The 22,838-nt window shown below is 44.6% G+C and carries 20 protein-coding genes and 1 pseudogene; 8 read left to right on the top strand and 13 right to left on the bottom strand.

Annotation, left to right across the window (positions count from 1 at the left end; genetic code table 11):
- The first annotated feature begins 3 nt into the window (after nt 1-3).
- Both Cop2CBH44_RS01010 and Cop2CBH44_RS16670 read left to right on the top strand, forming a co-directional pair.
- On the top strand, nt 4-369 hold the full coding sequence (locus Cop2CBH44_RS01010; protein ID WP_200755381.1) for a hypothetical protein: 366 nt from the start codon (nt 4-6) through the stop codon (nt 367-369).
- 37 nt (nt 370-406) lie between these two features.
- On the top strand, nt 407-646 hold the full coding sequence (locus Cop2CBH44_RS16670) for an NAD(P)H-dependent oxidoreductase (RefSeq protein WP_200755380.1): 240 nt from the start codon (nt 407-409) through the stop codon (nt 644-646).
- 551 nt (nt 647-1,197) lie between these two features.
- Here the strand turns inward: Cop2CBH44_RS16670 and Cop2CBH44_RS01000 are convergent.
- The 5 genes from Cop2CBH44_RS01000 to Cop2CBH44_RS00980 form a co-directional block, all read right to left on the bottom strand.
- Nucleotides 1,198-1,821: a peptidase associated/transthyretin-like domain-containing protein gene (locus Cop2CBH44_RS01000; protein ID WP_200755379.1), complete on the bottom strand. Its 624-nt coding sequence runs from the start codon at nt 1,819-1,821 to the stop codon at nt 1,198-1,200.
- Between the two features lie 60 nt (nt 1,822-1,881).
- Entirely contained in the window at nt 1,882-2,646 is a 765-nt protein-coding gene (locus Cop2CBH44_RS00995) for a hypothetical protein (RefSeq protein WP_246469155.1), read from the bottom strand.
- A 198-nt stretch (nt 2,647-2,844) separates the two neighbouring features.
- Nucleotides 2,845-4,542, bottom strand: a complete 1,698-nt coding sequence (locus Cop2CBH44_RS00990; protein WP_200755378.1) for a competence protein CoiA family protein — start codon at nt 4,540-4,542, stop codon at nt 2,845-2,847.
- Between the two features lie 8 nt (nt 4,543-4,550).
- Nucleotides 4,551-4,949, bottom strand: a complete 399-nt coding sequence (locus Cop2CBH44_RS00985; protein WP_074023947.1) for a hypothetical protein — start codon at nt 4,947-4,949, stop codon at nt 4,551-4,553.
- A gap of 501 nt (nt 4,950-5,450) precedes the next feature.
- Nucleotides 5,451-6,128 (bottom strand): hypothetical protein, encoded by a 678-nt coding sequence (locus Cop2CBH44_RS00980; RefSeq protein WP_200755377.1) that lies wholly within the window; start codon nt 6,126-6,128, stop codon nt 5,451-5,453.
- A 555-nt stretch (nt 6,129-6,683) separates the two neighbouring features.
- Here Cop2CBH44_RS00980 and radA point away from each other — a divergent pair.
- The 3 genes from radA to Cop2CBH44_RS00965 are packed head-to-tail and all read left to right on the top strand — an operon-like array spanning nt 6,684 to nt 11,128.
- The gene (gene radA / locus Cop2CBH44_RS00975) at nt 6,684-8,051 is read left to right on the top strand and encodes a DNA repair protein RadA (RefSeq protein ID WP_200755376.1); all 1,368 of its coding nucleotides are present in this window, start codon (nt 6,684-6,686) and stop codon (nt 8,049-8,051) included.
- Nucleotides 8,052-8,059: 8 nt separating this feature from the next.
- Nucleotides 8,060-9,613, top strand: coding sequence for an NAD(P)/FAD-dependent oxidoreductase (locus tag Cop2CBH44_RS00970; protein WP_044229716.1), 1,554 nt, complete (start codon nt 8,060-8,062; stop codon nt 9,611-9,613).
- Between the two features lie 39 nt (nt 9,614-9,652).
- Nucleotides 9,653-11,128, top strand: coding sequence for a carbon starvation CstA family protein (locus Cop2CBH44_RS00965; RefSeq protein ID WP_021930411.1), 1,476 nt, complete (start codon nt 9,653-9,655; stop codon nt 11,126-11,128).
- Nucleotides 11,129-11,941: 813 nt separating this feature from the next.
- On the opposite strand, the pseudogene Cop2CBH44_RS00960 reads toward Cop2CBH44_RS00965, so the two are convergent.
- From Cop2CBH44_RS00960 to Cop2CBH44_RS00945, 5 genes and pseudogenes are all read right to left on the bottom strand, one after another.
- Nucleotides 11,942-12,781, bottom strand: a pseudogene (locus tag Cop2CBH44_RS00960) (IS3 family transposase); the annotation flags it as partial.
- Entirely contained in the window at nt 12,766-13,269 is a 504-nt protein-coding gene (locus Cop2CBH44_RS16450; RefSeq protein ID WP_246469148.1) for a transposase, read from the bottom strand. The pseudogene Cop2CBH44_RS00960 and the gene Cop2CBH44_RS16450, both read right to left, overlap by 16 nt.
- A gap of 156 nt (nt 13,270-13,425) precedes the next feature.
- Complete coding sequence (locus Cop2CBH44_RS00955; protein WP_200755375.1) at nt 13,426-14,019, bottom strand: hypothetical protein; 594 nt, start codon at nt 14,017-14,019, stop codon at nt 13,426-13,428.
- Nucleotides 14,020-14,096: 77 nt separating this feature from the next.
- Complete coding sequence (locus tag Cop2CBH44_RS00950; RefSeq protein ID WP_200755374.1) at nt 14,097-14,819, bottom strand: hypothetical protein; 723 nt, start codon at nt 14,817-14,819, stop codon at nt 14,097-14,099.
- A 96-nt stretch (nt 14,820-14,915) separates the two neighbouring features.
- Complete coding sequence (locus Cop2CBH44_RS00945; protein WP_200755373.1) at nt 14,916-15,551, bottom strand: hypothetical protein; 636 nt, start codon at nt 15,549-15,551, stop codon at nt 14,916-14,918.
- Nucleotides 15,552-15,899: 348 nt separating this feature from the next.
- Here Cop2CBH44_RS00945 and Cop2CBH44_RS00940 point away from each other — a divergent pair, with 348 nt between their 5' ends.
- From Cop2CBH44_RS00940 to Cop2CBH44_RS00930, 3 genes are read left to right on the top strand one after another with little or no spacing between them, the layout of a single operon-like run.
- A complete protein-coding gene (locus Cop2CBH44_RS00940) occupies nt 15,900-16,217 on the top strand; it encodes a hypothetical protein (protein WP_200755372.1) in 318 nt (105 codons plus the stop codon).
- Between the two features lies 1 nt (nt 16,218).
- Complete coding sequence (locus Cop2CBH44_RS00935; protein ID WP_200755371.1) at nt 16,219-16,497, top strand: Txe/YoeB family addiction module toxin; 279 nt, start codon at nt 16,219-16,221, stop codon at nt 16,495-16,497.
- A 51-nt stretch (nt 16,498-16,548) separates the two neighbouring features.
- A complete protein-coding gene (locus Cop2CBH44_RS00930; protein WP_200755370.1) occupies nt 16,549-17,226 on the top strand; it encodes a GDSL-type esterase/lipase family protein in 678 nt (225 codons plus the stop codon).
- Between the two features lie 92 nt (nt 17,227-17,318).
- Here Cop2CBH44_RS00930 and Cop2CBH44_RS00925 read toward each other — a convergent pair whose 3' ends face one another.
- From Cop2CBH44_RS00925 to Cop2CBH44_RS00915, 3 genes are all read right to left on the bottom strand, one after another.
- Complete coding sequence (locus Cop2CBH44_RS00925) at nt 17,319-17,969, bottom strand: hypothetical protein (protein WP_200755369.1); 651 nt, start codon at nt 17,967-17,969, stop codon at nt 17,319-17,321.
- Between the two features lie 113 nt (nt 17,970-18,082).
- Nucleotides 18,083-18,220: a hypothetical protein gene (locus Cop2CBH44_RS00920; RefSeq protein WP_200755368.1), complete on the bottom strand. Its 138-nt coding sequence runs from the start codon at nt 18,218-18,220 to the stop codon at nt 18,083-18,085.
- A gap of 276 nt (nt 18,221-18,496) precedes the next feature.
- The gene (locus Cop2CBH44_RS00915; RefSeq protein WP_200755367.1) at nt 18,497-22,726 is read right to left on the bottom strand and encodes a hypothetical protein; all 4,230 of its coding nucleotides are present in this window, start codon (nt 22,724-22,726) and stop codon (nt 18,497-18,499) included.
- Nucleotides 22,727-22,838: the final 112 nt, after the last annotated feature.

Below are 22,838 nucleotides of genomic sequence, written 5' to 3'. Positions count from 1 at the left end.
TTTGTGACGCAGAGGCGCAGCGTAGATGCATCGGCTTATTTTATCTTACGCTGCGTTTCTTGTTGTCATATAATGACTCAACCTCATCTGCCGCCCCCGAATTTTTCCGACGCATTAAAAGGTGCAAAAAAACTCGTCCTGCCGGACACATTGCATCGGGAAGGGGTTACGGATGACGAATACCGTCCCTACGAGGGTTGCAACGCCACACAGATGGCCTTCATTGCAGACAGCATAGCGACAATCTGCAACATATCCTATCAATGGAAGGCATTCGGCAATTACCGGCATCTGTCCAGTCTTCGGCAGTTGTCAGGCACAAAAGACCGCAAAGGCTCCAAGACGGAAAAGAAGGACATCTCATTATAGACTTGTTCAAAAAAACGCCGAAGCCGACAACATTCTGTTGGGTTCTCCCATTTATTCCGCTGATGTTCCATCTACATTAAAAGCTGTCATTGAATGTGCCAGTGTGGTAAGCGACTCCAATCCGGGCATGTTCCGTCACAAGGTTTGCGGAACAGTTGCCGTAGCAGGGCGTGGCGGAGCCATGAATGTCATCGACACTCTCCACCATTTCTTACTGAATAAAAAAATATCGGGTAGGCTCTACTTATTGGGACATCACCTACGGCCTGTCTATTAAAGGAAAACAAGCCAGTAAATCAGCCACCTTTTCATTGAAGTTGTTATTCGGAGAAACGGATGCGAGGAAGTATCTTCCATGAGCATACCACGTGTCTTTAATATCTGAATAATCTGTTTCGGTGAGGAATACGGTTTGATGAAATTCGTTTTCATACAGGTATAATAAAAAAACGACCCGCCGATTTGAGCATCGTTGAGAGGCTTGGCAGGTTCTAATGTTGTAAAGGCAACAAATCTTTTTTAAGTACCCAAATATTCGATAACTTTGTTTTCAAAACTGCATTATGAATATTTGTACAAACATTGACGGTTGTTCAACCTTATTCTTTTTGAAATACAAACAATGATACTAAAATGGTACTAAACAGTATATATACTCTTTTGTCTATCACATAAAATACATAAAAAAATACACAAATTGTAGCCTACCATGACGATTTTGGTATAGGAATCGTCAACACGATTGAGGGAATTGGCCTCTTGCTGCCGTTTCTCTTCATTGTCCACGGTAAGAGATTTGTTTTCGGGCTATTATTTCTGACAGGGCTTTCATCTGGTAAAAATTTCATACGTATCTAATGTTTCGTCTAAACCTATTATCCCTTTGGGGGCTTCATATCTCCAACTATATCCGTATTTCGTATCGAGATAGTCAAAAATTATCCGGTTTTTCCTAACTTCGTGGAAATAGCCTAAGGCCGTCATTCGTTGCGACTTGTCTTGCAAACTTTCTTTTGTGTAAAACGACCCTCGAATCCCGTATTTAGTCCAAAATGTCCTTTTCAGTACCTCACATATTTCCTTCTCCGGAAGTATCAAGGACAGTTGCGGGGTAGAAATACTGAGATTTGATAATGTGATTCTCAAATCTACATCGTTGCCAATGAATAGTGTTGTATCTACAGGCTCAAGACCGATATATGAAAAGGTCAGATGATATTTCCCCCTTCGCAGGCCATCTATTCTAAAATATCCTTCTGCATCTGCCAACCAACCTCGTGTCGGTATTTCCTTGACCCGGATATATGTGCCACCGCCTAAAGGGGAAGTTGTTGTATGGTCAGGAACTATGTGTTCTTCTACAAATGTTTTTCCTATTATGGAAAAATATTCCTTTTGTGCAGATGCTGTAAAGGTAAGGCATAAGAAACCGGATAGAATAATCTTCTTCATAAATCATGTTCCAAATCATAAATCATATACAAATACTGAAGGCTTATCGGAGGCTGGTCGTCAGTCTAACACGTGCTCGGGCATGTCATTTGTCCTTGCAACAAAGTAATATACTGTATTCGTTTCGGTATCTGTGGCATTCATCCCGACGGGGGATATTTCTTTTGTCGCCGGACTCTCAACGGGGGCATGCCAATCCCAGCCTAATAATCCTTTTATGGCATAAAACATGGCTTGGTCTGTACCCGACAAGTTGTATTTATATGTTTTTTTGCCTTCAAAGTCTTCATGATAGGTCAGTTCCATATATGGGATATTGCTCTCTACAAAGAACTTATAGCTGCCTGTATGTCTTAATGTCATCTCTTTATCATACAGATAGAAGTCTTTATCTTCATTGTTGATTAAGAAAAACTCATCCTCTTGCCGGTAGGGTGGTTTTATCGGATTGGCAACAGCCAGATTCAGGTAACTGTCTACAATCTTGATTTTCAAGTCGACAGTTTCATTTGCAACTTTGTCCCGAACTTTGATTGTCGTTTCTCCTTTTTGTTTCGGATGTATTTCCAAATTACCCATATCAGCAGGGCTTGATAAATCTACGGTAACTTCCAATATGGAGGGATTTTCTATCTCGACAGCATAATCTCTATTTCCTCCTCGTATCATGATGTCTTTCGCTCCGACCAAAGGTCGTTCGTAATAGTCTTTTTCAAATGACAAATGATGTATTTCCGTGGCTTCGTTATCATCGTCATTACAGCCCATAAAACTGAGTGTGTATATCAATAGCAAGAAGGTTTTCCCAAAAAGTTTTGTTTTCATTGTATTCTTTGACTTATAAATTCTGCACTTACGTATATTTTTCCGAATATCTTTCGTAATTGCAAATTTAGAAATTCTCAGGAAAAAGATACAATAATTTCGGATTGAGATGAAAAATCTATGACGTTGTCATAACCTAATCTGTTTTCTGTTACAAAATTATTCTTTTTATGCGTAACTGTCAGATTTGAGTCTTGACTAATTCAAGTTATTTTCTGTCAAATCCTTTTCTATAAACTCCAAACCATAACACTCTTTTTCCAATGTAGTTTCAATGTTTCTATCCAACCTAAAATACTGACATCCGGTGTGCATTGTTTCAAGTGGATTTCTTGGAGTTCCTTTTCTTTTATACCTTATGCAGATATTTTCGTGACAGATGCCATTCACCTCCCTTAAATAGTAACAGATTTCACAAAGGCACAATACTTTTTTCTTGTTATAACAACGCAATACCGCATATTGTCTCATCACTTTATAGTTTTCTGTACCTTTGGATATAATTATCTCATATATTGCACTTTTTTTCTTTGTACTCATGCAACTTTCTGTACTCAAATAATATTTACCACTGGAAAACAATCTAAATTTCAATACTTTACGATTTACATTCTTCCATGATGTGGTCTTCAAATCTTTATGTCCAAAATTGAAGAATCTGACACATTCTCCACGTAAAGGTTTATCATACAATTCAAAAACATCATTTTCACATCTTACGGCTACTTCTATTGTCCTATTTTTTAGATTCCCCGGTTCTATGCGGCATGTCTCCGCATCTATGACTATTACTATTGCTGTTTTCAAATCCTCACCCCGTTTCAAGACTATGTCATAAGAAAATTGCTCATTAGGAAATTTATATTCTATTTCACACGAATCATATCCATACGCTTTCAAGTCATAAGGTATTGGAATTGCAACGGAACAACAGTTTTCATTAAAGAGCAAACACTGATGCCCTTTTTCGCATAAGTGCCGTTGGGGTATATATACATCGAACTTATGTTGAGTGTTGAATCTTCTACATAACACCTTTTTTGCAGCTTCATGCAAATAAAAGTCATCCTCACATGGTATGTTTTCATCCAAATGTAAAAATGAATAATTTCCCCTATCATCCACATCTACAAATACTTCTTTACCACAAGCTATGCAAAAGTAAGTATGCTTATTTGCATCAATCTCATCAAGATTGTACAAATTCACTATTGTATTTTGCTCGTCAATGGCAATATGGCGAAGCATTCTTTGCCCCAAGTTGTAACCATTACCAAAGTTGTAATACTGGACGTAGTTATTCTTTTCGTAAAATTGAAATGGATGTAAATTCTCGTGGTTATAAATCCACTTACGCCTTTCTCCACTGTTTTCGATGAAACTTTTAACTTTTGCAGGGTCAAGTTCACAAGAGTTTAAATCTATTTCCACACAATCTATTTTTGCTGAAATAATCTTGCCGGCCTTTTTGATATCCACTTCGTGTGAGCGTTTGAACTCCACCCACATAATACAACCATTTTCTGTATACCCAATACAATCAGGGCGCAAAGACAATTCTCTGTCAAACACCTCTATTTCTACTTTACCGAATACAGTTCGCTTTTCTGTTCCACCTTGTCGAACAGGAGGCAACATAATAAGTTTATGTTCTTGCAAAATATCCTTAGCCATTTTGTGGAGAGCCGACTCTATTGCTCCGACACAATCACTTCCGTTAGCGTGCGCAAAGTGATGAACCTTACGGCTTCCTCCATTCTTAGCCACCAATTCACTTTTACAATGTGGACAAAAGCACTTACATGCCAAACCTGTTGATACACTATCAATGTGTATCAACTTACCATCCGCATCAAGTGCATACGTCAAATATGGTTTTTGCTGAGGCTGTGTCATGAATTAGTCTAATATATCCGCCAAATACCACGCTTGTTCTTATCTATATTCCACTGAACCTGCCAAACTCTCCCATCTACTTGATCGAGAAGAATAAAATTAAAAGTGTTTTCAGTCGGATAAAGAAAGAAACGGCCAGATTTTGCATCTTCGCCTTCTGCTAATGGCATGCTGTTCAATTCATACTGCATAGCATCACTATCTGTACTATATTGCACATGCATTATCACACCTGTTCGTGTGTCCAATTTCAAGAATGTCCAACGGTTATTTGTTTGATACAGACGAAAATTTACGTTGCTGTCAGGCGAGGCAACTGTTGTCTTCGTGTTGGAAGTGGAAGTCTGTGCATTTGTTGATGCAAAAGACATCAGACACAAGAAAAATACAAACAATGATTTTTTCATAAATTAATTTTTATTAGATGATGATATATTATTGTTATTTACTTATTTTAACGTGAGTTCAATATAAGTGTATACCACAACTTAGGAAATTTCATTGCAACAACATCTACTATGGAACAGTTTGCCAGTAGAATCTTTAATTTCCGCTTGAAATCATTGCCTGGCTGAATTGCATCCATCAAGTAAGCCATACAACATTATAAGGCACTTTCTTAGTTATGTTTCAAATGTCTTCTCTCAAGGGATGTTGCAAAAATAATGCTTATTATCAAAAGATAGTATTATAAAACTTGTATTGACAACTATAAATTTGATATTATTCTATGATTTGATAATGTATATCTTGATAACCTTATCCAATATGTATACTCTTTTAATGGATGATATTGATATGAGTGAGAAAGATTTACCCAAATAACGCAAATACTATAAAGTTTTTAAAAATATGACTTTAGAGTATTGTCGTAAATAATCATCTAAACATTATTTCAATGGTTATTATCATAGCTCTTCACCATTTGCCCTATTATACTCATTATCATAGAACATGGTGATATAGTATCCCCCCGCAAATTCAGAAATCATAAACCAAACAGGCTTCTTTAACACTATTTCTATAGCATAATCTAAAGACATTTTATATATGTCTTTCTGGATTTCTTCTGTTGGATTATCCAGTTCCTGTTGAGTGTACTTTGATAAAACTGTTTCTTTCAATTTTTCAGCTATCTCTGTAGAATCTATCGCTAATGGCTTTTGATAAAATACAGCTTCATATCTTTTATCATGTACTGTCAGTTCGTAAGCAATATCTTCATCATCTGCTATTGTATAATCATCAATACTTACATAATTAGAGTTGTTTTTGAATTGTTGGCACAATTTGTTGAATCGGATTTTAATACTTGTTTCATCCATTTGATGTGCATCACATAACATGATTCGATATACTTTATTGTTGTTCGTCACAACATGTACATCAACCTGTATGCCATTAAATTCTCCTTTCAAAATATTTTTATCGCTTGCAGAACTTACAAACCCTTTTCCTTTAAGTTTTTGGATCATTTCGTGTTTGAACCCATCAATGGGTATTCCCATAAACTTGGTAATATCTTTCTGTGCAAATAAAGAAATTGAAGTTACCAATAGAACAACAAAAAAAAGTATTCTTTTCATAACGTCTCTATTATTGCCTTCAGCTACCACAAGGCGTTATTAAAATCACGAAGCGTGGAACTGCAATGCCTATATCTTTGAGTGAAGGTCCTGAGAAAACCTTTGATGACAGATATGGAAATAGCAGCCCACGCTATAGCGTGAGAACCACTATGCCGTTCTTGTCATCGTTGAAAATTTCTCAGGTTTTCACTCACAAGAATTTAGCATAACGCTTCTTTCTTTTCTAATATGTCTTGGAAAAAAGCTGTTGCTCAATTCCATTTACAAAAATAGTGAAAAAAAATTAGATTTTATAAACTGCGGGTATATATTTGTTGTAACAGTCAAGCCTTGTTTTGATTGTTGTTTTAGTATCGGATAGAATTTCTGCTCAAATATACTTATCTCCCCTCTTCTGTTTTCTCCGGATGGGGGGATGGTGAACCTGTATTTTCATCCTAAAAAGGGGTATAAAGGTTATTTATTGGTTTTAATCCGATATTTATTGTGAAGATTTTCTGTAAATCTGACAGAAAGTGAATATATTTGTTTTTTAAAAACTAATCATAGAAGATGGCTAAAGCTAAATCGGTATATGTATGCAGCAACTGCGGGGCCGATTCTCCGAAATGGATAGGGAAATGTCCGGTGTGCGGGGAATGGAACACGTATGTGGAGGAGATTGTTTCCAAGGCGGCTCCCCAGCGGTCAGCCTACATACCGGAGGACAAATCGAAGGTGAAGCCCGTGAGGATACATGAGGTGACGACATCGGAGGACCCTCGTATAGACTTATGCAATACGGAGCTGAACCGAGTTCTGGGGGGCGGACTGGTCCCGGGCTCGCTGGTGCTTATCGGCGGTGAGCCGGGTATAGGGAAGTCTACTCTTGTCTTGCAGACGGTACTGGGCATCGAGGGCAAAAGGGTGCTGTACGTGTCGGGCGAAGAAAGCGCCAAGCAGCTAAAGCTCAGGGCCGACCGGCTGGAGCATGTGAACGCGGACTGCTATATCGTATGTGAGACTTCGCTGGAAAATATTTTTGTGCATATAAAGAATACGCAACCCGATATCGTGGTGATAGATTCTATACAGACGATTTCGACGGAGCTTGTGGAGTCATCGCCGGGGAGCGTGTCGCAGGTGCGGGAGTGCTCGGCCTCGATATTGAAGTTTGCCAAGGAGACGGGTACTCCGGTGCTCCTCATCGGACATATCAACAAGGAGGGCAGCATCGCCGGCCCGAAGGTGCTGGAACATATCGTGGACACGGTGTTGCAGTTTGAGGGCGACCAACATTATATGTACCGGATATTGCGCTCGATAAAGAACCGTTTCGGGAGCACGGCGGAGCTGGGCATTTACGAGATGCGGCAGAACGGGCTCAGGGAGGTGAGCAACCCGTCGGAACTGTTGTTGTCGCAGAATCATGAGGGACTGAGCGGCGTGGCTATCGCTGCGGCTATAGAGGGGATACGTCCTTTCTTGATAGAGACACAGTCGCTGGTGAGCACGGCGGCTTACGGCACGCCTCAGCGTTCGGCTACGGGGTTCGACATCCGGCGCATGAATATGTTGCTGGCGGTTCTTGAAAAACGGGTGGGCTTCAAACTGGCTCAGAAGGATGTTTTTCTCAATATCGCGGGCGGCCTGCGCGTGAACGACCCGGCGATGGACTTGGGTGTCATCAGCGCCATTCTCTCGTCAAACATGGACTTGGCTATCGAAAACTTGACGTGCATGACGGGCGAGGTGGGGCTCTCGGGCGAGATACGTCCGGTAAACCGCATCGAACAGAGGATACTGGAGGCGGAAAAGCTGGGCTTCGGACGGATTCTTATTCCGTACAATAATTTGAAGGGTTTTGATACAAAGAAATTGAATATAGAAATCATTCCGGTAAGGAAGGTGGAGGAGGCTTTCCGGCAATTGTTCGGATAGGGATTGTTATGATAAAGGAGATGAATCTCAGGGTTCTGCCGCAACAGGCAGCTTCTGAACAGGATTTGAAAGTGTACATCGGCAAAAATATGGCCGTAGATGTGTCGGCGATACATGCGGTACGTGTGTTGAAGCGTTCTATCGATGCCCGCCAGCGAACGATACTGGTCAATCTGAGTGTACGGGTGTATATAAACGAGCTGCCTGATGATGACGGGTATCAGCGCATCGAATACGGGGATGTCTCGGACAGGCCCGAGGTGATTGTGGTGGGTGCAGGGCCTGCGGGCCTTTTTGCGGCGTTGCGGCTGATAGAACGGGGGCTGCGTCCTGTGATTATAGAACGGGGCAAGAATGTGCACGACCGTAAAAAGGATATTGCGCTTATCAGCCGTGAGCACAGGGTAGACAGCGAGTCGAACTATAGCTTCGGCGAGGGCGGCGCGGGTGCTTATTCGGACGGAAAGCTTTATACGCGGAGCAAGAAAAGGGGGTCGGTAGAGCGCATCTTGAATATCTTCTGCCAGCACGGGGCGAGCACGTCTATTTTGTCGGACGCTCATCCTCATATCGGGACGGACAAGTTGCCGGGAGTGATTGAAAATATGCGCAAGCAGATTATCGCTTCGGGCGGAGAGGTGCATTTCGAGACCCGGATGGAGAGGCTTGTCATCGAAAACAAGAGGGTCGTGGGTGTGGAGACTCATAACGGGAAGTTTTTCCGGGGGAAAGTCATTTTGGCTACGGGCCATTCGGCGCGTGATGTGTATAACGGATTGTTTGACAACGATATTTTGCTGGAGGCCAAGGGTATTGCCGTAGGGGTACGGCTCGAGCATCCGCAGAGGCTTATCGACCAGATACAGTATCATAGTGCCAAGGGGCGGGGCGAGTATTTGCCGGCAGCGGAGTACAGCTTCGTCACCCAATCGCGGGGACGGGGGGTCTATTCTTTCTGCATGTGCCCGGGCGGATTCGTGGTACCGGCTGCCAGTGGTCCCGAACAGCTGGTAGTGAACGGCATGTCGCCATCGAACCGAGGGTCGAAATGGGCCAACTCGGGCATGGTGGTAGAGGTGAGGCCCGAGGACTTGCCGCAGTATGAGAAATATGGTGTACTGGCCGTGATGAAGTTCCAGGAGGAGCTGGAACGGACTTGCTATGTCAACGGCAATTGCCGGCAGACGGCTCCTGCCCAGCGTATGACGGATTTTGTGAACAAGGCGGTGTCGTATGACTTGCCGGTATCGTCTTATGCTCCGGGGGTAATTTCGTCCCCTCTTCATTTTTGGATGCCGGAGTTTATAACCGAACGGTTGCGGGAGGGTTTTCTTCATTTCGGGAGGATTTCGAAAGGGTTCCTCACACGGGAGGCTCTAATGATTGCCGTGGAAAGCCGGACTTCGGCTCCTGTGCGTATTCCGCGGGATAAGGAAAGGCTCGAACATGTCACTTTGCCGGGGTTGTTCCCGTGTGGCGAGGGTGCCGGATATGCGGGCGGTATCGTGTCGGCGGCTATCGATGGCGAGCGTTGTGCCGATGCGATTGCGGAACTGTCGTAAGTCTTATTTATAGAATTAACCTTTATATTTAAATATATTATGATCACATTTTGCATTGCCCTGCTGGTATTGATTGGGGGCTATTTTACGTATGGTAAGTTTGTGGAGAAGATTTTCGGGGTGGACCCTAACCGCCAAACTCCGGCGGTGGCCAATCCCGACGGGGTGGATTTCGTGCCTCTGCCCCGGTGGAAAATTTTCATGATTCAGTTTCTGAATATCGCCGGACTGGGCCCTATCTTCGGGGCTATCATGGGGGCGCGTTTCGGTACGTCTTCTTTTTTATGGATTGTCTTCGGTACTATCTTTGCGGGGGCCGTGCATGATTATCTGTCGGGGATGATTTCGGTACGTCACAACGGGGAGAGCCTTCCTGAGACCATCGGCCGTTATCTGGGGCTTACGACCAAACAGATTATGCGGGGCTTTACCGTTATATTGATGATTCTCGTGGGGGCGGTCTTCGTTGCAGGGCCTGCCGAGCTGTTGGCGATGTTGACGCCAAAGCATCTCGATACGACTTTCTGGATTTATGTCATTTTTATTTATTACATCGTGGCTACTTTGTTCCCGATAGACAAGATTATCGGGCGCATATATCCGTTCTTCGCGGCAACTTTGCTGTTCATGGCCGTCGGCATACTGTGTGTGCTGCTGATAAAGTTTCCGGGTATTCCCGAGATTACCGACGGTTTGCAGAATATGCATCCCAATGCCGCTACTTCTCCTATTTTCCCGATGTTGTTTATCAGTATCGCATGCGGTGCCATATCGGGCTTCCATGCTACGCAGTCGCCATTGATGGCCCGTTGCATGACCAATGAGAAACAGGGGCGTTCTATCTTCTACGGGTCTATGGTCACCGAAGGTATCGTGGCTCTGATTTGGGCGGCGGCAGCGACTTACTTTTTCAGTCCGGAAGGGCAACAGGAATTCGGTGTCATCGGTCATGAGGCCGAGGTAAACGGCAGTGCGGCGATTATCGTACAGAAGATTTCGGAAGGTTGGCTGGGTGTCGTGGGCGGCGTACTCGCCATACTGGGTGTCGTGGCTGCTCCTATTACTTCGGGCGATACGGCTTTCCGCTCGGCAAGGCTTATCATTGCGGACTTTATGCACTATGAGCAGAAGTCTATCGCCAAGAGGCTGACCATCTGCGTACCTCTGTTTGTCGTGGCGATTGCGATTCTGGTGTACAGCCTGGCGGACAAGGATGGTTTTGAAATGATTTGGCGATATTTTGCGTGGTGCAACCAGACGCTGGCTGTATTTACTTTATGGGCTGTGACGGTATATCTTACCCAGAAGCGCAAACAGTACTGGGTTACTCTCGTCCCTGCCCTCTTTATGACATCGGTGGTGGTGACGTATATTTGTTATGACCCGGTGGGTATGAGCCTGCCCTACCCTGTGGCATGGGGTATCGGTGTTGCTGCTACTGTCTTTTCGGGGGTATGGTTCTTCGTCAAGTTGCCTAAGTTGAGGGCTGCGACGGGCTTGTTGTCCAAGGAGTAACGGCCGGCAGCCTGGTTTTACAGGAACAATTTCCAACCAGAGCATGGGCGATATCCAGACCGGCTCTGCATTTTTAGGGAAATTTTTTCTGGGGCTACATTCGGGGAAATAATTCTAAACATATTTTTATTGAAATGAATTTTTTGAGTGTCGGCGGCTTCCTTTCGGGGAATGCGGCCGTCACTTTTTTGTGGTCGAATATCTCCTCCTGAGAGGTATGTAATAGTGTGATGAGCAGCCTGGGTCAAGGAGCTTTTAGTGGTGCGATTTGTTAAGTTTAGTGACTATTTTGATTTTGAGTAGCTGTGCACAGACGTCACACACCCCCGACCCCTCTCCAGAGGGGAGTTCTGATATGCTAATTTCTTCTTGATAATAAATGGTTTAGAGTGTTGGTTTCCACTCTCCAGAGGGGATAAAGGGGGGGTGACGATGAGGGGCACGGCTTGGGTAGAGGTGTTTTTGCTGCTGTTTGGATAGGCGGTATCTGTCGGCTTCAGTGACTGCTTTGGTTTTTAGGCAGCTGTGCACAGACGTCACACACACCCCGCCCCTCTCCAGAGGGGAGCTTTGTGGTGCTTGTTTCTTGTTGATAGTGAGAGGTTTATGGTGTTGTGAATTCCCCTCTTGAGAGGGGATTAAGGGGTGTGTGACGATGAGGGGCACGGCTTGGGTAGAGGTGATTTTGCTGCTGTTTGGAAAGGTGGTATCTGTCGGCTTCAGTGACTGCTTTGGTTTTTAGGCAGCTGTGCGCGGACGTCACACACCCCCGACCCCTCTGAAGTGCCCCCCAAAAGTTGGACGGGTTATACATTATCCGGTAATGGAAAGAGTCCGGTATTGTACCGGGCTCTTTCCCTTTAACCGGGATTTTATTCTCCTATGGTTATAATAATCGATATATTCCTCCAAAGCTCTCGTGAAGGCTTCAGGGGATTCGAAGTTTTCGGCATAGAGCAGCTCGGACTTCATGATGGCGAAGAAGCTCTCGGCCATGGCGTTGTCCAGGCAATTGCCCTTGCGTGACATGCTTTGGACCACGTTGCGCTCTTCGAGCCGTTGGCGGTAGCCGTAATGCTGGTATTGCCAGCCTTGGTCGGAGTGCAGGATTAGTCCTTCCAGGTCGTCATTCCGGGAAAAGGCTTTGTCCAACATATCGTAAATCTGTTCCATGTTGGGGGTTTCGGAGAGGTTATATGAGATGATTTCTCCATTGAACATGTCTATTATCGGCGAAAGGTACAGCTTGGCCGGACCGATGTTTATCTGCGTCACGTCCGTGGCCCATTTGCGGTTGGGGGCTTCGGCCCTGAAGTTCCTGGCGATGATGTTGGGGGCTGTCTTGCCGGCCTGGTGCCTGTATGAGCGGTAACGGACTTTGCGGATTCTGCTCTTGAGCTCCATTTCATCCATCAGCCGCCGTACGGTCTTATGGTTGGTCGTGAAGCCTCTGTTGCGCATCTCGGCCGTCACCCGACGGTAACCGTACCGGCCCTTATGTTCATGGTAAATGGATTTGATAAGTTCCTTTTCGTGTACATACTTGTCCTTGTCTTTCAGATGTTTAAGATGATAGTAGAACACTGAACGGGCCATCCTTTTTAACTTTAGCAATAAGTCTAGGGGGTATTCCGGCCTTAGTTCGTCGATGGCTTTTGCCCATTCTCTCGTGCCCGGGCTTTCTTTTCCTCGACTAAGGCCTTCACTTTTTTTAGCAGCGCATTCTCGGCTCTGAGCCGCAGGTTTTCTGCCTGGAGTTTCTCCAGTTCTGTCTGTGGTTCTTTTTTCTTGGGTCTTGCCATGGGGCTCGGCTGTTTTATCCGGTAAAGGGAACCTCCTGTGCGGGCCTTTCTCAGCCAGGATTTTATGGTACTGCGGTCTACATCGTAACGGAGGCTCAGTTCTTGCAAAGATATTCTTTTTTTTGTATGTTCCCATATTATTCTTTCTTTTTCTTGGGTGTTGAAGTGGTATTTTGGGGTACGTATTCGGAGGCCTTGGTCTCCGTACTTTTCGTATCTCAGCAGCCAGTCTCTGACCATATGGCAGTCGAGATGTAGGGTCTTGCACAGACTCGAGAGGGGACGGCCTCTCTTGATTTGCCTGACTATGTCCCGCTTTTCTTCTAAGGTGTGTTTCATTATTGCACTGTTTTTATTGGGTTTTTTGTCCAACTTTTTGGGGGCACTTCAGAGGGGCAGGGGGTGTGTCACGCCCGCGCACAGCCACCGAAAATCAAAATGACCACTAAAGTCTGACGGATAGTTGCGGAAGTAGCCGGGATTCGGCAACCGGGTTTAGAAACAGATGCCCAGGCTGAGACCCAGGGATTTGAACCAACCGTCGGTCCAAGCATCCGTTTTGGAGAGCAACAAAGCATTGTTATAGTCAGTATACGACGTTTGCTGCGCGTCGAAATTAAGTTGCAGGAACAGAGCACACCTGTCCAAATCAAAGTCGATGCCGAAAGCAGGCATGACAAACAGCCCGTAGCTATCTCCTACGTAAGTTTTGACATTGAATGTGTATCCGACATTGGCGGAGATATAAGGTGAGACAGATTTTTTTGCAAAATTGTATTTGACAATAGCCGACAAGGGAATGAGTACCCCCTTTTCCATCCGGTTGTACCCGATGGTCGTACCCAGAATGTTGCTCCAGTCCACGCTGCCTACATATTCGGAGAAAGCGATACCGACATTGGCACCCAGCATAAAGTGTTCGCTGAACCTGTATCCGTTTGTCATGGTGATACCTACATTATAGGTCTGTTTGAAGTCGCCCAACCCGAATTTGGTATCGAGCTGCAAAGATTTTTCGTACCCTTTTTGGGCGTAGAGCGTTGTGGCAGCCCATATCATGGCACATACAATAAATACATATTTTTTCATAACAGTATGATATTAATAAATGTTATACTCGGATTATAACGACCGGCATGCACAAAGCAGATGTTTTTCCAGATATTTTATCTTACTGCATACACATAAAATCTATCGTTCTTGAATGCCGCAATAGTAAGGTGTTGCTCATTATTAGAAGCCCATTTTCGAATATCTACAGTCTCACGACTATACTCTGTAGATGACCAAAAGTCAAAAGGATAATTGTTGTTGGACACCTCTCTGTATTTTTCACTACGTTCCGAAGGAAGGTACCATTCCATATTTTTCTCCGGATTATGATTCATTTCTATACAATAAGCGAATGCAGGGAAATCGCTGAGAGAATAGCGTCCGTCCGAATTTTTACAAAAATGATACAGCATCTCTGTTTCCTTTTTTCCATCCCCTTTCGGGAGAGACAATAATATATCGGGACCCCAAGTAAGCTTCTGCAAACTCATGGGATGGCGAGCTTGATATACTTCTATATAACCCACATTCACCCCTTTGCAAAATAAGTCTATCGTATCTGACCTATATCCTTTACTACGGTCGGAATTAAGTTCTACATGAAATTTTATATGCTCTTTACTGGCCAATATATCGTTTATCCAATATGAATCATGCCTCAAATTACATATTATATCTTGTTCGTTCAATTGGGGAGGTATTGTAACAGAGAGAGACTGTTCTGTATAATCAAGGCTTATTTCAGCGACTCTACCCATTTGCGTCAACGAATTATCTTCATTTTCAGAACAAGAAAGAAAGAATATGAAAGAAAACAGAAATACATATTTTTTCATAATGATAATGTTGTTGATTTATATTATACTTAGATTATAATGCCTTATATGTACAATATATCGAAACCTCTCATTGAGGTGACGGTATCTTTCTTTTCATCTGGGTATATACGTTACAAGGATATAAGAAGTCGTCACCTTCACACCGGCCATCACGTCCCATTTGTCGGTTTCGCCATTCACGAAATAACCAGCAAAATCCCCTTCTCCGATTTTTATAAGCTGGTATTTCTCGCTCAGGAAATCCCCCAGTTTCGAAGCCTCCGACAAAGGATTCGTGACCCCGATGCTCGACAACCGGTCGTTATCGAAATTGTATATAACCGTTCTCTGAGGATTCGTATCACGATATATACAAGATGTGCTGCTACTGGAGACCAAGGCTCTTGTCTCTTTCGATTTTACATATTCCTGACTCTCACCGAACGCGAATACCGGGTCCTGGTAAAGGTTAATTTTCGATTTGACCTCGACCGTACAGTTTTTAGACCCATTCTCAGAAGATACTTTGATGATAGTCTTGCCCACATGCATGGCTTTGATTGAGCTTTCACCAACGAGAGTTGCGACGAACGGATTTTCTGACCGGAATGTGGCAGCCGCATTTGCCGTCAACTCATACATCTCTCCGGGATAAAGGGTTATGGACTCGGTGTTCAAGGTAAGAGGTTCGTCTTTTGAGCATCCGCAGATGATGGACGAGAGCAATGCGATAAATAAAATTTTCTTCATAAAGCTATTCTATTGGTTATAAAATTAAGGTTTTATCCCGGTGTGTTCAAGTATTAAAATTGTAAGTAATAATCGATATTCGCAACAAAATAATATATTTATTATATATAAATCAAATATTTTTTTAAATTTTTCCTACAACATGTTTTTTATCTAACCCTGACCGGAGAAAAGCCCCGCACTCAAAACCTCATATCCCAATAAAGAAACTTCATCCCGACTCTTCCCCTCCAAGGGAAAAACATCACCGCCAAGCCCGACTGTCCTAAAACAATCACCGAAATTTAATTGTATATATTGTATATATCATATATATTATGTATATTTGCCATAAAAACAGATACCACTATGAATACAATCGCATTACAGAAAAAGAGAAAAAATATAGACTTGCCCGTAGAGACTCTGCAAAAACTCTCTATCATGGCCGCCTCTCAAGGGAAAAGCCTGAAGGCCTTTATCGAAAACATCCTCATTTCCAAGGCCGACAACATCAGCATAGAAGTCACATCGAACCCCAGCCCCAGCGGAGACCCTTGGTTTGACAATCCTGAAAATCTAGCTGAAGTAGAAAAACGGATAAAGGCACACAAAAACGGAAAAGCCGACACTACCGTAGTTCTGCACTCTGCCGAAGACATTAAAAATTTCATCAACAATCTCTGAAATGGCTTACAGTATCGAATTTGACCCGGAAGCCATACAAGATATGGCCAAACTCAAAAAATCAGGAAACAAAGCCGTAATAGCCAAAATAGAAAAGCTCCTTTTAGAACTGATGGAACACCCCGCCACAGGAACCGGGCAGGTAGAGGCACTCAAAGGGAATCTCTCGGGATACTGGAGCAGGCGCATAAACAAGCAGTTCCGCATCATCTATACCATATATGAAGACATCGTGACTGTCATGGTCATCTCCGTAAAAAGCCATTACGGAGACAAATGACCCTCCGGCAACCGTCTCCCTACTCACACAAATTCATCTCAAAACACAATTATGAAACACACCTTATTACTCCTCGCCGCTTACATATTTGCCGCCGCCATCGTACAGGCCCAAGACAAAACCCCGGCACGCAAATACTCGACCTACTACTACCAGCGGGCCTCACTCTTCGAGAAACTCCCCGTCACCTCCGAGGACATCCTCTTCGTCGGAAACAGCCTTACCGACGGGGCAGAATGGGCCGAACTCTTCCAGAACAAGCACATCAAAAACAGAGGCATCAGCGGAGACATGACCGACGGAGTCTACGACCGGCTCCCGGCCCTGCTGCAAGGCAAACCGGCACAAATATTTCTCCTTATAGGAACCAACGACATACCTCGGGGAAAGTCGGTCGAAGACATTGCCGCCGGCATACACAAAATCATAAAAAAGATAAAACAAGACTCTCCCCGCACCCAACTGTTCGTACAGAGCCTGTTGCCGCTCAACCCTCAATACAACATGTTCCCCGGACACGTCGCCAGATGGGAAATCATACCGGACATCAACAGGGCTATCGAGCAAATAGCCCGGGAAGAAAACCTGACATATATCGACCTTTTCTCCCGTTTTGCCGACTCCGAAGGGAAACTCAAAGGCGAATATACCAATGACGGGCTGCATCTGCTTGGCAGCGGATACCTGCTATGGAAAGAAATCATCACGCCATACTTGGAGGGAGAATAGCCTCCGCCATCTCCCCACCTTGCGACAACCACCCGCATCGGCACATAAGAACCTGTCCGGTTGCGGGAAGTGACGGGATCCGGCAACCGGGTTCAAAAACTGATTCCCACACCGAGACCCCAGGATTTGAACCAGCCTTTGGTCCACGTCCCTGTTTGGAGACCCGGCGAGGCATCCTCATCCGCTTTGGAAGGTCGTGAAGCACCGCCATCCGTTGACGGTCGCGAGGCGGCATCGCTATATTTGATATACGAGGTTCGTTGCATATCGAAAATAAGTTGCATGGACACGGACCATCCGGGCGCGTGCATGTCAAAACCTAATGCAGGCATGAAAAACGCCCCGTAGCTTTTTTCCGCAGTGCTCTTGACATTGAATGTGTAACCGAGACGGGTCGATATGTAAGGTGAAATGACAGATTCCGTAAAGTTATATTTGCCGACGGCCGACAGGGGAATAAGCAAGCCTCTTTCTGACCAGGTACTCCTCGTAACGTAATAAAGGGTTTTCTGTTCCAAACCGCATACATATTCGGAGAATGCGATACCGACATTGGCACCCAGCAAAAAGTGCCCGTTGAACCGGTATCCATTTGTCATGGTGATACCCACATTATAAGTTTGTCTGATTTCGCCCATTCCGGCTCTACCATCGAGATGAAAGGATTTTTCGTACCCTTTTCTAGCTTGGAGCGTTGCGGCAGCCCATATCATGGCACATACAATAAATACATATTTTTTCATGACAGCATATTGTTGGCAATACAGTATAATCCGATTCGGACATTAAAGTTGTACATTTTACCGGATTTTCGCAACAAAATGAGATATTTGTTTACAATTTACCAGGGATTTTCTCAAATTTTGTTGCCGATATATACATTATTTCCGGCAGCCCCTGCCCGTATGCCTCCATTTTCCTGCAATACCTCCACCCTTGCCGCACCCCTCAATCCCCTCTCAAGAGGGGAAACCTCCCCACTCAAACCACTCATTACCAACAAGAAACAAGCACCACAAACCTCCCCTCTCGAGAGGGGTCGGGGGTGTGTGACCCCCGAGCAAAGCCACCTCAAACCCAAAACGGTCACCCAAAGCCCAAGAAACACCACCTCGCCAAACAGCGGCAAAAACACTTCAGCCCACACCGCGCCTCTCACCGTAACACACCCCTTAGTCCCCTCTCAAGAGGGGAATTTATACGCACTAAATCACTAATTATCAAACAGAAAAAAAACGTCAGATTTCCCCTCCTCAGAGGAGAAATCTTCCTATTGTTTTACTTTCACAAATCCGTTCGCATCACAATACAATTGTCCTTTCTCAAGAGAGTTCACATCTGCCGGAGTATGAAGAGTAGCCAATATTTTTATCAGTCCGTTATCTTTTTTGGTAACCTCAAAAAATTCATCGCCATCATACACAATAGATATACCGTCCGAACCTATAATATTTTGGTTGACCGTTTTTATGGCTGAAATTATTGCTTCACCACTATTACCAAACGACACCTTCCATATATATTTGGCCTCTACCGAATAGGGAGATCTGTTTAAGGTAAGATATCCTCCTTCAAAATCGGCTCTCAAATAGATTCTTTTATCTGTCTCAAAATTAAAATGATTTATTCCTCTCGGTGAAAAATAATCCGATGAATAGTCGTAAAAACCTAATTCATTTTTCGTCTTGGCACTATGTGTTGAAATAGTGTACTCTTCTTTTTGTTCCGGATCAGATACATCTTCCACAACCAACACAACATCTACATTTACCAATATTGCACCTCTTATTTCATTTTCTTGAACAGATACTGTATTAGATATATATTTTTCGAGAATGACATAAAATTTTGTATATGTAGTTATATCCCAACTCCCTGCCTTTATTATCACAGGTGACGTTAGATTTATAGAATCACTCAAAATCCCTTCTTTGGGATAATGACTCGGACTGACGTTATGATAGTCTATTAACCCGTTTGTTCCACTCTTATCATAATCCTCCACATATTTAACAGCACCTTCATTATTCGACTCCTCCGAAACCTTCCGATTACTGATAACGACACTGGCCCTGTCTCCCTGTTCGTCGTAAATAATAACCTTGTTGTTCAGCACCTGGAATATCCCCCACTGTCCCGAACCGTCGTTCTTTACGCTAAACATCGCATTCGATGCCCTCTCGACCAGGTTGGCCGTCGCGGTATCTCCTCCGGCAAACAAAAGGGGCAATCCGTTCTGGGCATTCCCGCACATCCCTCCGGTAACTGTCGTATTGTCCGCCGCCTTGACACCGATAAACCGGCTCAACGTAACCCCTCCGGCTATCTCTGTGGTCGAGTCTTTCTCGAACGTATCTTTCAGATAATCCAAATCAGCAATGCGGTTATCTATCTCTGTCGGATTCTTTGAATACCCCGTATATGTATTACCTTCTGAGACAATTACGTTCTTTAACTTAATCTTACAGAGGGGATTATCTGATGATGGTTCATTCTTGGCATCATCTATCCTTATACGGAAATGCGGTAAAGACGTTTCATCTTTTACATAATTTTCCGGAACAACAAAAGTATCCGTTATTCTGACAGGAGAAGATTCGACAAAATACGATTTTATAAATAATGTTTTTGTTTTTGATGCCAATCCGTCCGTTACCTCTATGTTGACCCAGTTATTGATATTTTCCACATCCAATTCACAAGAAAAAACATATTCCTCGCCTGCCTTCCAATCAGAAAACGACGTATTCCACAAATATATCCAAGTCTGCGGATTGCTGAAATTATCGACCACCAGGCATCCTTGTTCTATCGACAATCTGGCATTTATATTAGCTTCATCTTGTATTAATTGCCAATAATCCGTATTCCTGAAATCGCCCGTATTGCACAACAAGTTCGGCCCGGCAGGCTTCATATCTTCCGGGGCAGGAGACCAGTCGGTCGCCCGGTTCCCTTTTTCCAGTTTCAGGTTATCCAAACTAATCGAATAGTCCCCGCTCGAATCACGAGAGAAAATATTCAACCTTATCTTATCATACACATCACTGTCTATCTCAAAAGTGAAAGTATGTCTCCCCGTCTCCCTCAATTCTACATAATATATATTTATATAAGTTTGAGTACTCGTATCAAAATACGTTATCTGGATAGCAAAAGACTGGATACTGTCCGTCGACAGAATATCACCGGAAAATGTAAATACATCCCCCTTCTTCACCGGTATGATATTACTTCTTATCGGTCTGTACGCACTTCCATAAAAAGACATCTTATACCCCTCCAATTTCCACTCCTCCGAAATCTCCCAGCCGTTGCTGCCGGAGGGTTTCAGCAAGTAATTCCGTCCTCCTATCTGCATCCCGTTTATATTTGCCTGCACATTGTTGGCAGCCGCCTGTGCCGCATCGGCAACCTCCCGAGCCGTCCTTATATCCTGCGCGGCAGATTTCCATTCTTTAATTTTTTCAAGCCCCGAAGTTCCGGAGGTAAAAGTCACCGGGCCTTTTATAGTACCGGTATCCAGGTCTATCACCATACTGCCCGACGCATCCTGCAGTTTGCCGGTAGTTATATTCCCACCTGCTATTAAGGTATAACCATTTACAATATATAATGCCCGCTTTCTATCAATAATTGATGAGACCGTCCCCACCAGAAAATAATAATATGCTCCGGTATGCTCCTGCTTATCCTCCATAAACTCGATTTCAGCCTCCTTACCGCTCTTGCTGCACTTCGCATAGATATAATAAGGGACATCCTTGGGCAAAGCCATCGTACACTTGTGTATACCCCACCGTCCACCTGCCTCATTATCGGTATAAATGGCATGCTGCAACTGGCCGGAAGACACATGTACCGAGTTTTTATCATTCTCATAATTGGCCTGAAAAGCACAAGTGATGGCAAACTGCCCGTCAGTATTGCCCACCAACACGAGGTCTGCCCGCAGCGCATCTATCATCCCGCTCAGCTCTTCGGCACTCTGCCAGCCGTTGCGCGACACGGCAGAGACCTGCTGGTACACCCCGTCTATGGCACTCGCCTGGTCGTTTATCTTGTCCTGTATCTGGGCGATGACACCGTCCCCCACACTCTCGGCTACGGTAAAGGAGAGATTGCTCTTCGAGGTGAGCCGATAGCTCACCGACATCACGCGAGACCTGACACACCCGCCGGAAAATACCGGATTATCCGCACCCGCCCCGGTATCGGGAAGTGCCCCTTCCTCTTTCACTTCGGGAAAGTCCTCGTCATAGATACACACCCGGTTGCCCACATTCAGGTCTACCCCCTCCCGGGCAAAATACACCGGGTCCGACACGCACTGCATCGCCGGCACCGTCTGGACAAGCTGTTTGACATACTCATTGGCCTTTGCCATCAATTCATTCTGAGCAGCCTCCATAGGTTCACCCGATATGACCAACCCGTAAAGCACGTATGTATCATCGACTCGAGGTATCAGCGTGCCAAAAGGGAGCTGCATCTCATTCTCCTGGGAATTGATGATTTCAAACTCCTCGGAGACCGGGTCATAATTCACATCGAAGTCCCGCCCGTTCAGCGACCCGCTCTCAAAATGTACCCTGAGGCTCGCCCCTTTTTCCCTCTCTATATTCATGGGATCCTCATTTTTAAAAAAATAATAAGGCCCTCGTTCGTCCACCCGGACAGATGCGATAGTTCCGCTCTGACGGGGATACACATCCTCAAAAAACTTTATCTCCTCTATCCCGTTGCTGACGCCCGGCACCTGTATATAAGTCTTTTCGCCCGGCAACTGCAGGCGGGTGTGGTAAGGGATATTCTGGCTGTTCGTCTTCCGGGTAATGTTTCTCTCCGAGCCGTAAGCGTAAATGCGCTCCGGTATGACCATCTCGTTCTGGTACGTAAAGCCCCTCAGCCCTCCGCCCGGTCTCCGGCTCAGATTTACATAATCACCGTACTCACATTTGTCCAGGTGCAGTATATTCCCCCCTTCGACCCACCATTCGGTCCCGAATTCGGTGGCGATATAGTTCAAGGCTTCGGCAAACTTCATGGCCGAAAAAGCCAGATGCTTATTTTCCGTCTTCTTGGGGTCCGGCTTCGACAGCACCCAGTCGCCGCCCATATCCCTCCTCAGGGAGTCCACGATGATACCCCCTATCGTCTTTAGGTCGGCATCGATATAGAATTCCGGCTCCCTCACAAATTGATTGTCACCGACCTCCACATGCCTGAAAAAACTGATTATCGCCAGCTTCTCCTCTATCCCGGCAAAATGCAGCTCGTACACATAAGTGCCGTCGTCGAACCGGGGCTTGTAGTCGTTCAGGAGAGTAAACCGCTCCCCCTCATAATCGATATACGCACCCGTCGGGAAGAGTACCCGCTCGTCCGAACTGAACTTTATCACTACACAATTCTCACCCTGCAGAGACTTCCGCCTCTCGCAATCATCGGTAATCATGACATCCCTTATCACCTTACCCTCTTTGTCATACACATTCATATCTATAAATAATTTTTATGGGTTTATATCTCCGTACCGGCCCGGGCTCTGTACCGGTACACCTTACCGGAACATCCGGTCCGGCTCTCAAAGTTCGAATAAAAAAAACACA

The sequence above is a fragment of the Coprobacter secundus subsp. similis genome (assembly GCF_015097275.1).
GTDB lineage: Bacteria > Bacteroidota > Bacteroidia > Bacteroidales > Coprobacteraceae > Coprobacter > Coprobacter secundus.
This window is presented reverse-complemented; position numbering and strand designations above follow the sequence as displayed.

Excerpts from the sequence above, each read along its gene's own strand:
- Cop2CBH44_RS00985 (WP_074023947.1), bottom strand. The coding sequence starts at position 4,949 with ATGAAAAAATCATTGTTTGTATTTTTCTTGTGTCTGATGTCTTTTGCA.
- Cop2CBH44_RS00955 (WP_200755375.1), bottom strand. The coding sequence starts at position 14,019 with ATGAAAAAATATGTATTTATTGTATGTGCCATGATATGGGCTGCCACA.
- Cop2CBH44_RS00920 (WP_200755368.1), bottom strand. The coding sequence starts at position 18,220 with ATGAGTGGTTTGAGTGGGGAGGTTTCCCCTCTTGAGAGGGGATTGAGG.
- Cop2CBH44_RS00970 (WP_044229716.1), top strand. The coding sequence starts at position 8,060 with ATGATAAAGGAGATGAATCTCAGGGTTCTGCCGCAACAGGCAGCTTCT.
- Cop2CBH44_RS00995 (WP_246469155.1), bottom strand. The coding sequence starts at position 2,646 with ATGAAAACAAAACTTTTTGGGAAAACCTTCTTGCTATTGATATACACA.
- Cop2CBH44_RS00980 (WP_200755377.1), bottom strand. The coding sequence starts at position 6,128 with ATGAAAAGAATACTTTTTTTTGTTGTTCTATTGGTAACTTCAATTTCT.
- Cop2CBH44_RS00950 (WP_200755374.1), bottom strand. The coding sequence starts at position 14,819 with ATGAAAAAATATGTATTTCTGTTTTCTTTCATATTCTTTCTTTCTTGT.
- Cop2CBH44_RS00990 (WP_200755378.1), bottom strand. The coding sequence starts at position 4,542 with ATGACACAGCCTCAGCAAAAACCATATTTGACGTATGCACTTGATGCG.
- radA (WP_200755376.1), top strand. The coding sequence starts at position 6,684 with ATGGCTAAAGCTAAATCGGTATATGTATGCAGCAACTGCGGGGCCGAT.
- Cop2CBH44_RS00930 (WP_200755370.1), top strand. The coding sequence starts at position 16,549 with ATGAAACACACCTTATTACTCCTCGCCGCTTACATATTTGCCGCCGCC.
- Cop2CBH44_RS00915 (WP_200755367.1), bottom strand. The coding sequence starts at position 22,726 with ATGAATGTGTATGACAAAGAGGGTAAGGTGATAAGGGATGTCATGATT.
- Cop2CBH44_RS00965 (WP_021930411.1), top strand. The coding sequence starts at position 9,653 with ATGATCACATTTTGCATTGCCCTGCTGGTATTGATTGGGGGCTATTTT.
- Cop2CBH44_RS00940 (WP_200755372.1), top strand. The coding sequence starts at position 15,900 with ATGAATACAATCGCATTACAGAAAAAGAGAAAAAATATAGACTTGCCC.
- Cop2CBH44_RS00945 (WP_200755373.1), bottom strand. The coding sequence starts at position 15,551 with ATGAAGAAAATTTTATTTATCGCATTGCTCTCGTCCATCATCTGCGGA.
- Cop2CBH44_RS00935 (WP_200755371.1), top strand. The coding sequence starts at position 16,219 with ATGGCTTACAGTATCGAATTTGACCCGGAAGCCATACAAGATATGGCC.
- Cop2CBH44_RS01000 (WP_200755379.1), bottom strand. The coding sequence starts at position 1,821 with ATGAAGAAGATTATTCTATCCGGTTTCTTATGCCTTACCTTTACAGCA.
- Cop2CBH44_RS16450 (WP_246469148.1), bottom strand. The coding sequence starts at position 13,269 with ATGAAACACACCTTAGAAGAAAAGCGGGACATAGTCAGGCAAATCAAG.
- Cop2CBH44_RS00925 (WP_200755369.1), bottom strand. The coding sequence starts at position 17,969 with ATGAAAAAATATGTATTTATTGTATGTGCCATGATATGGGCTGCCGCA.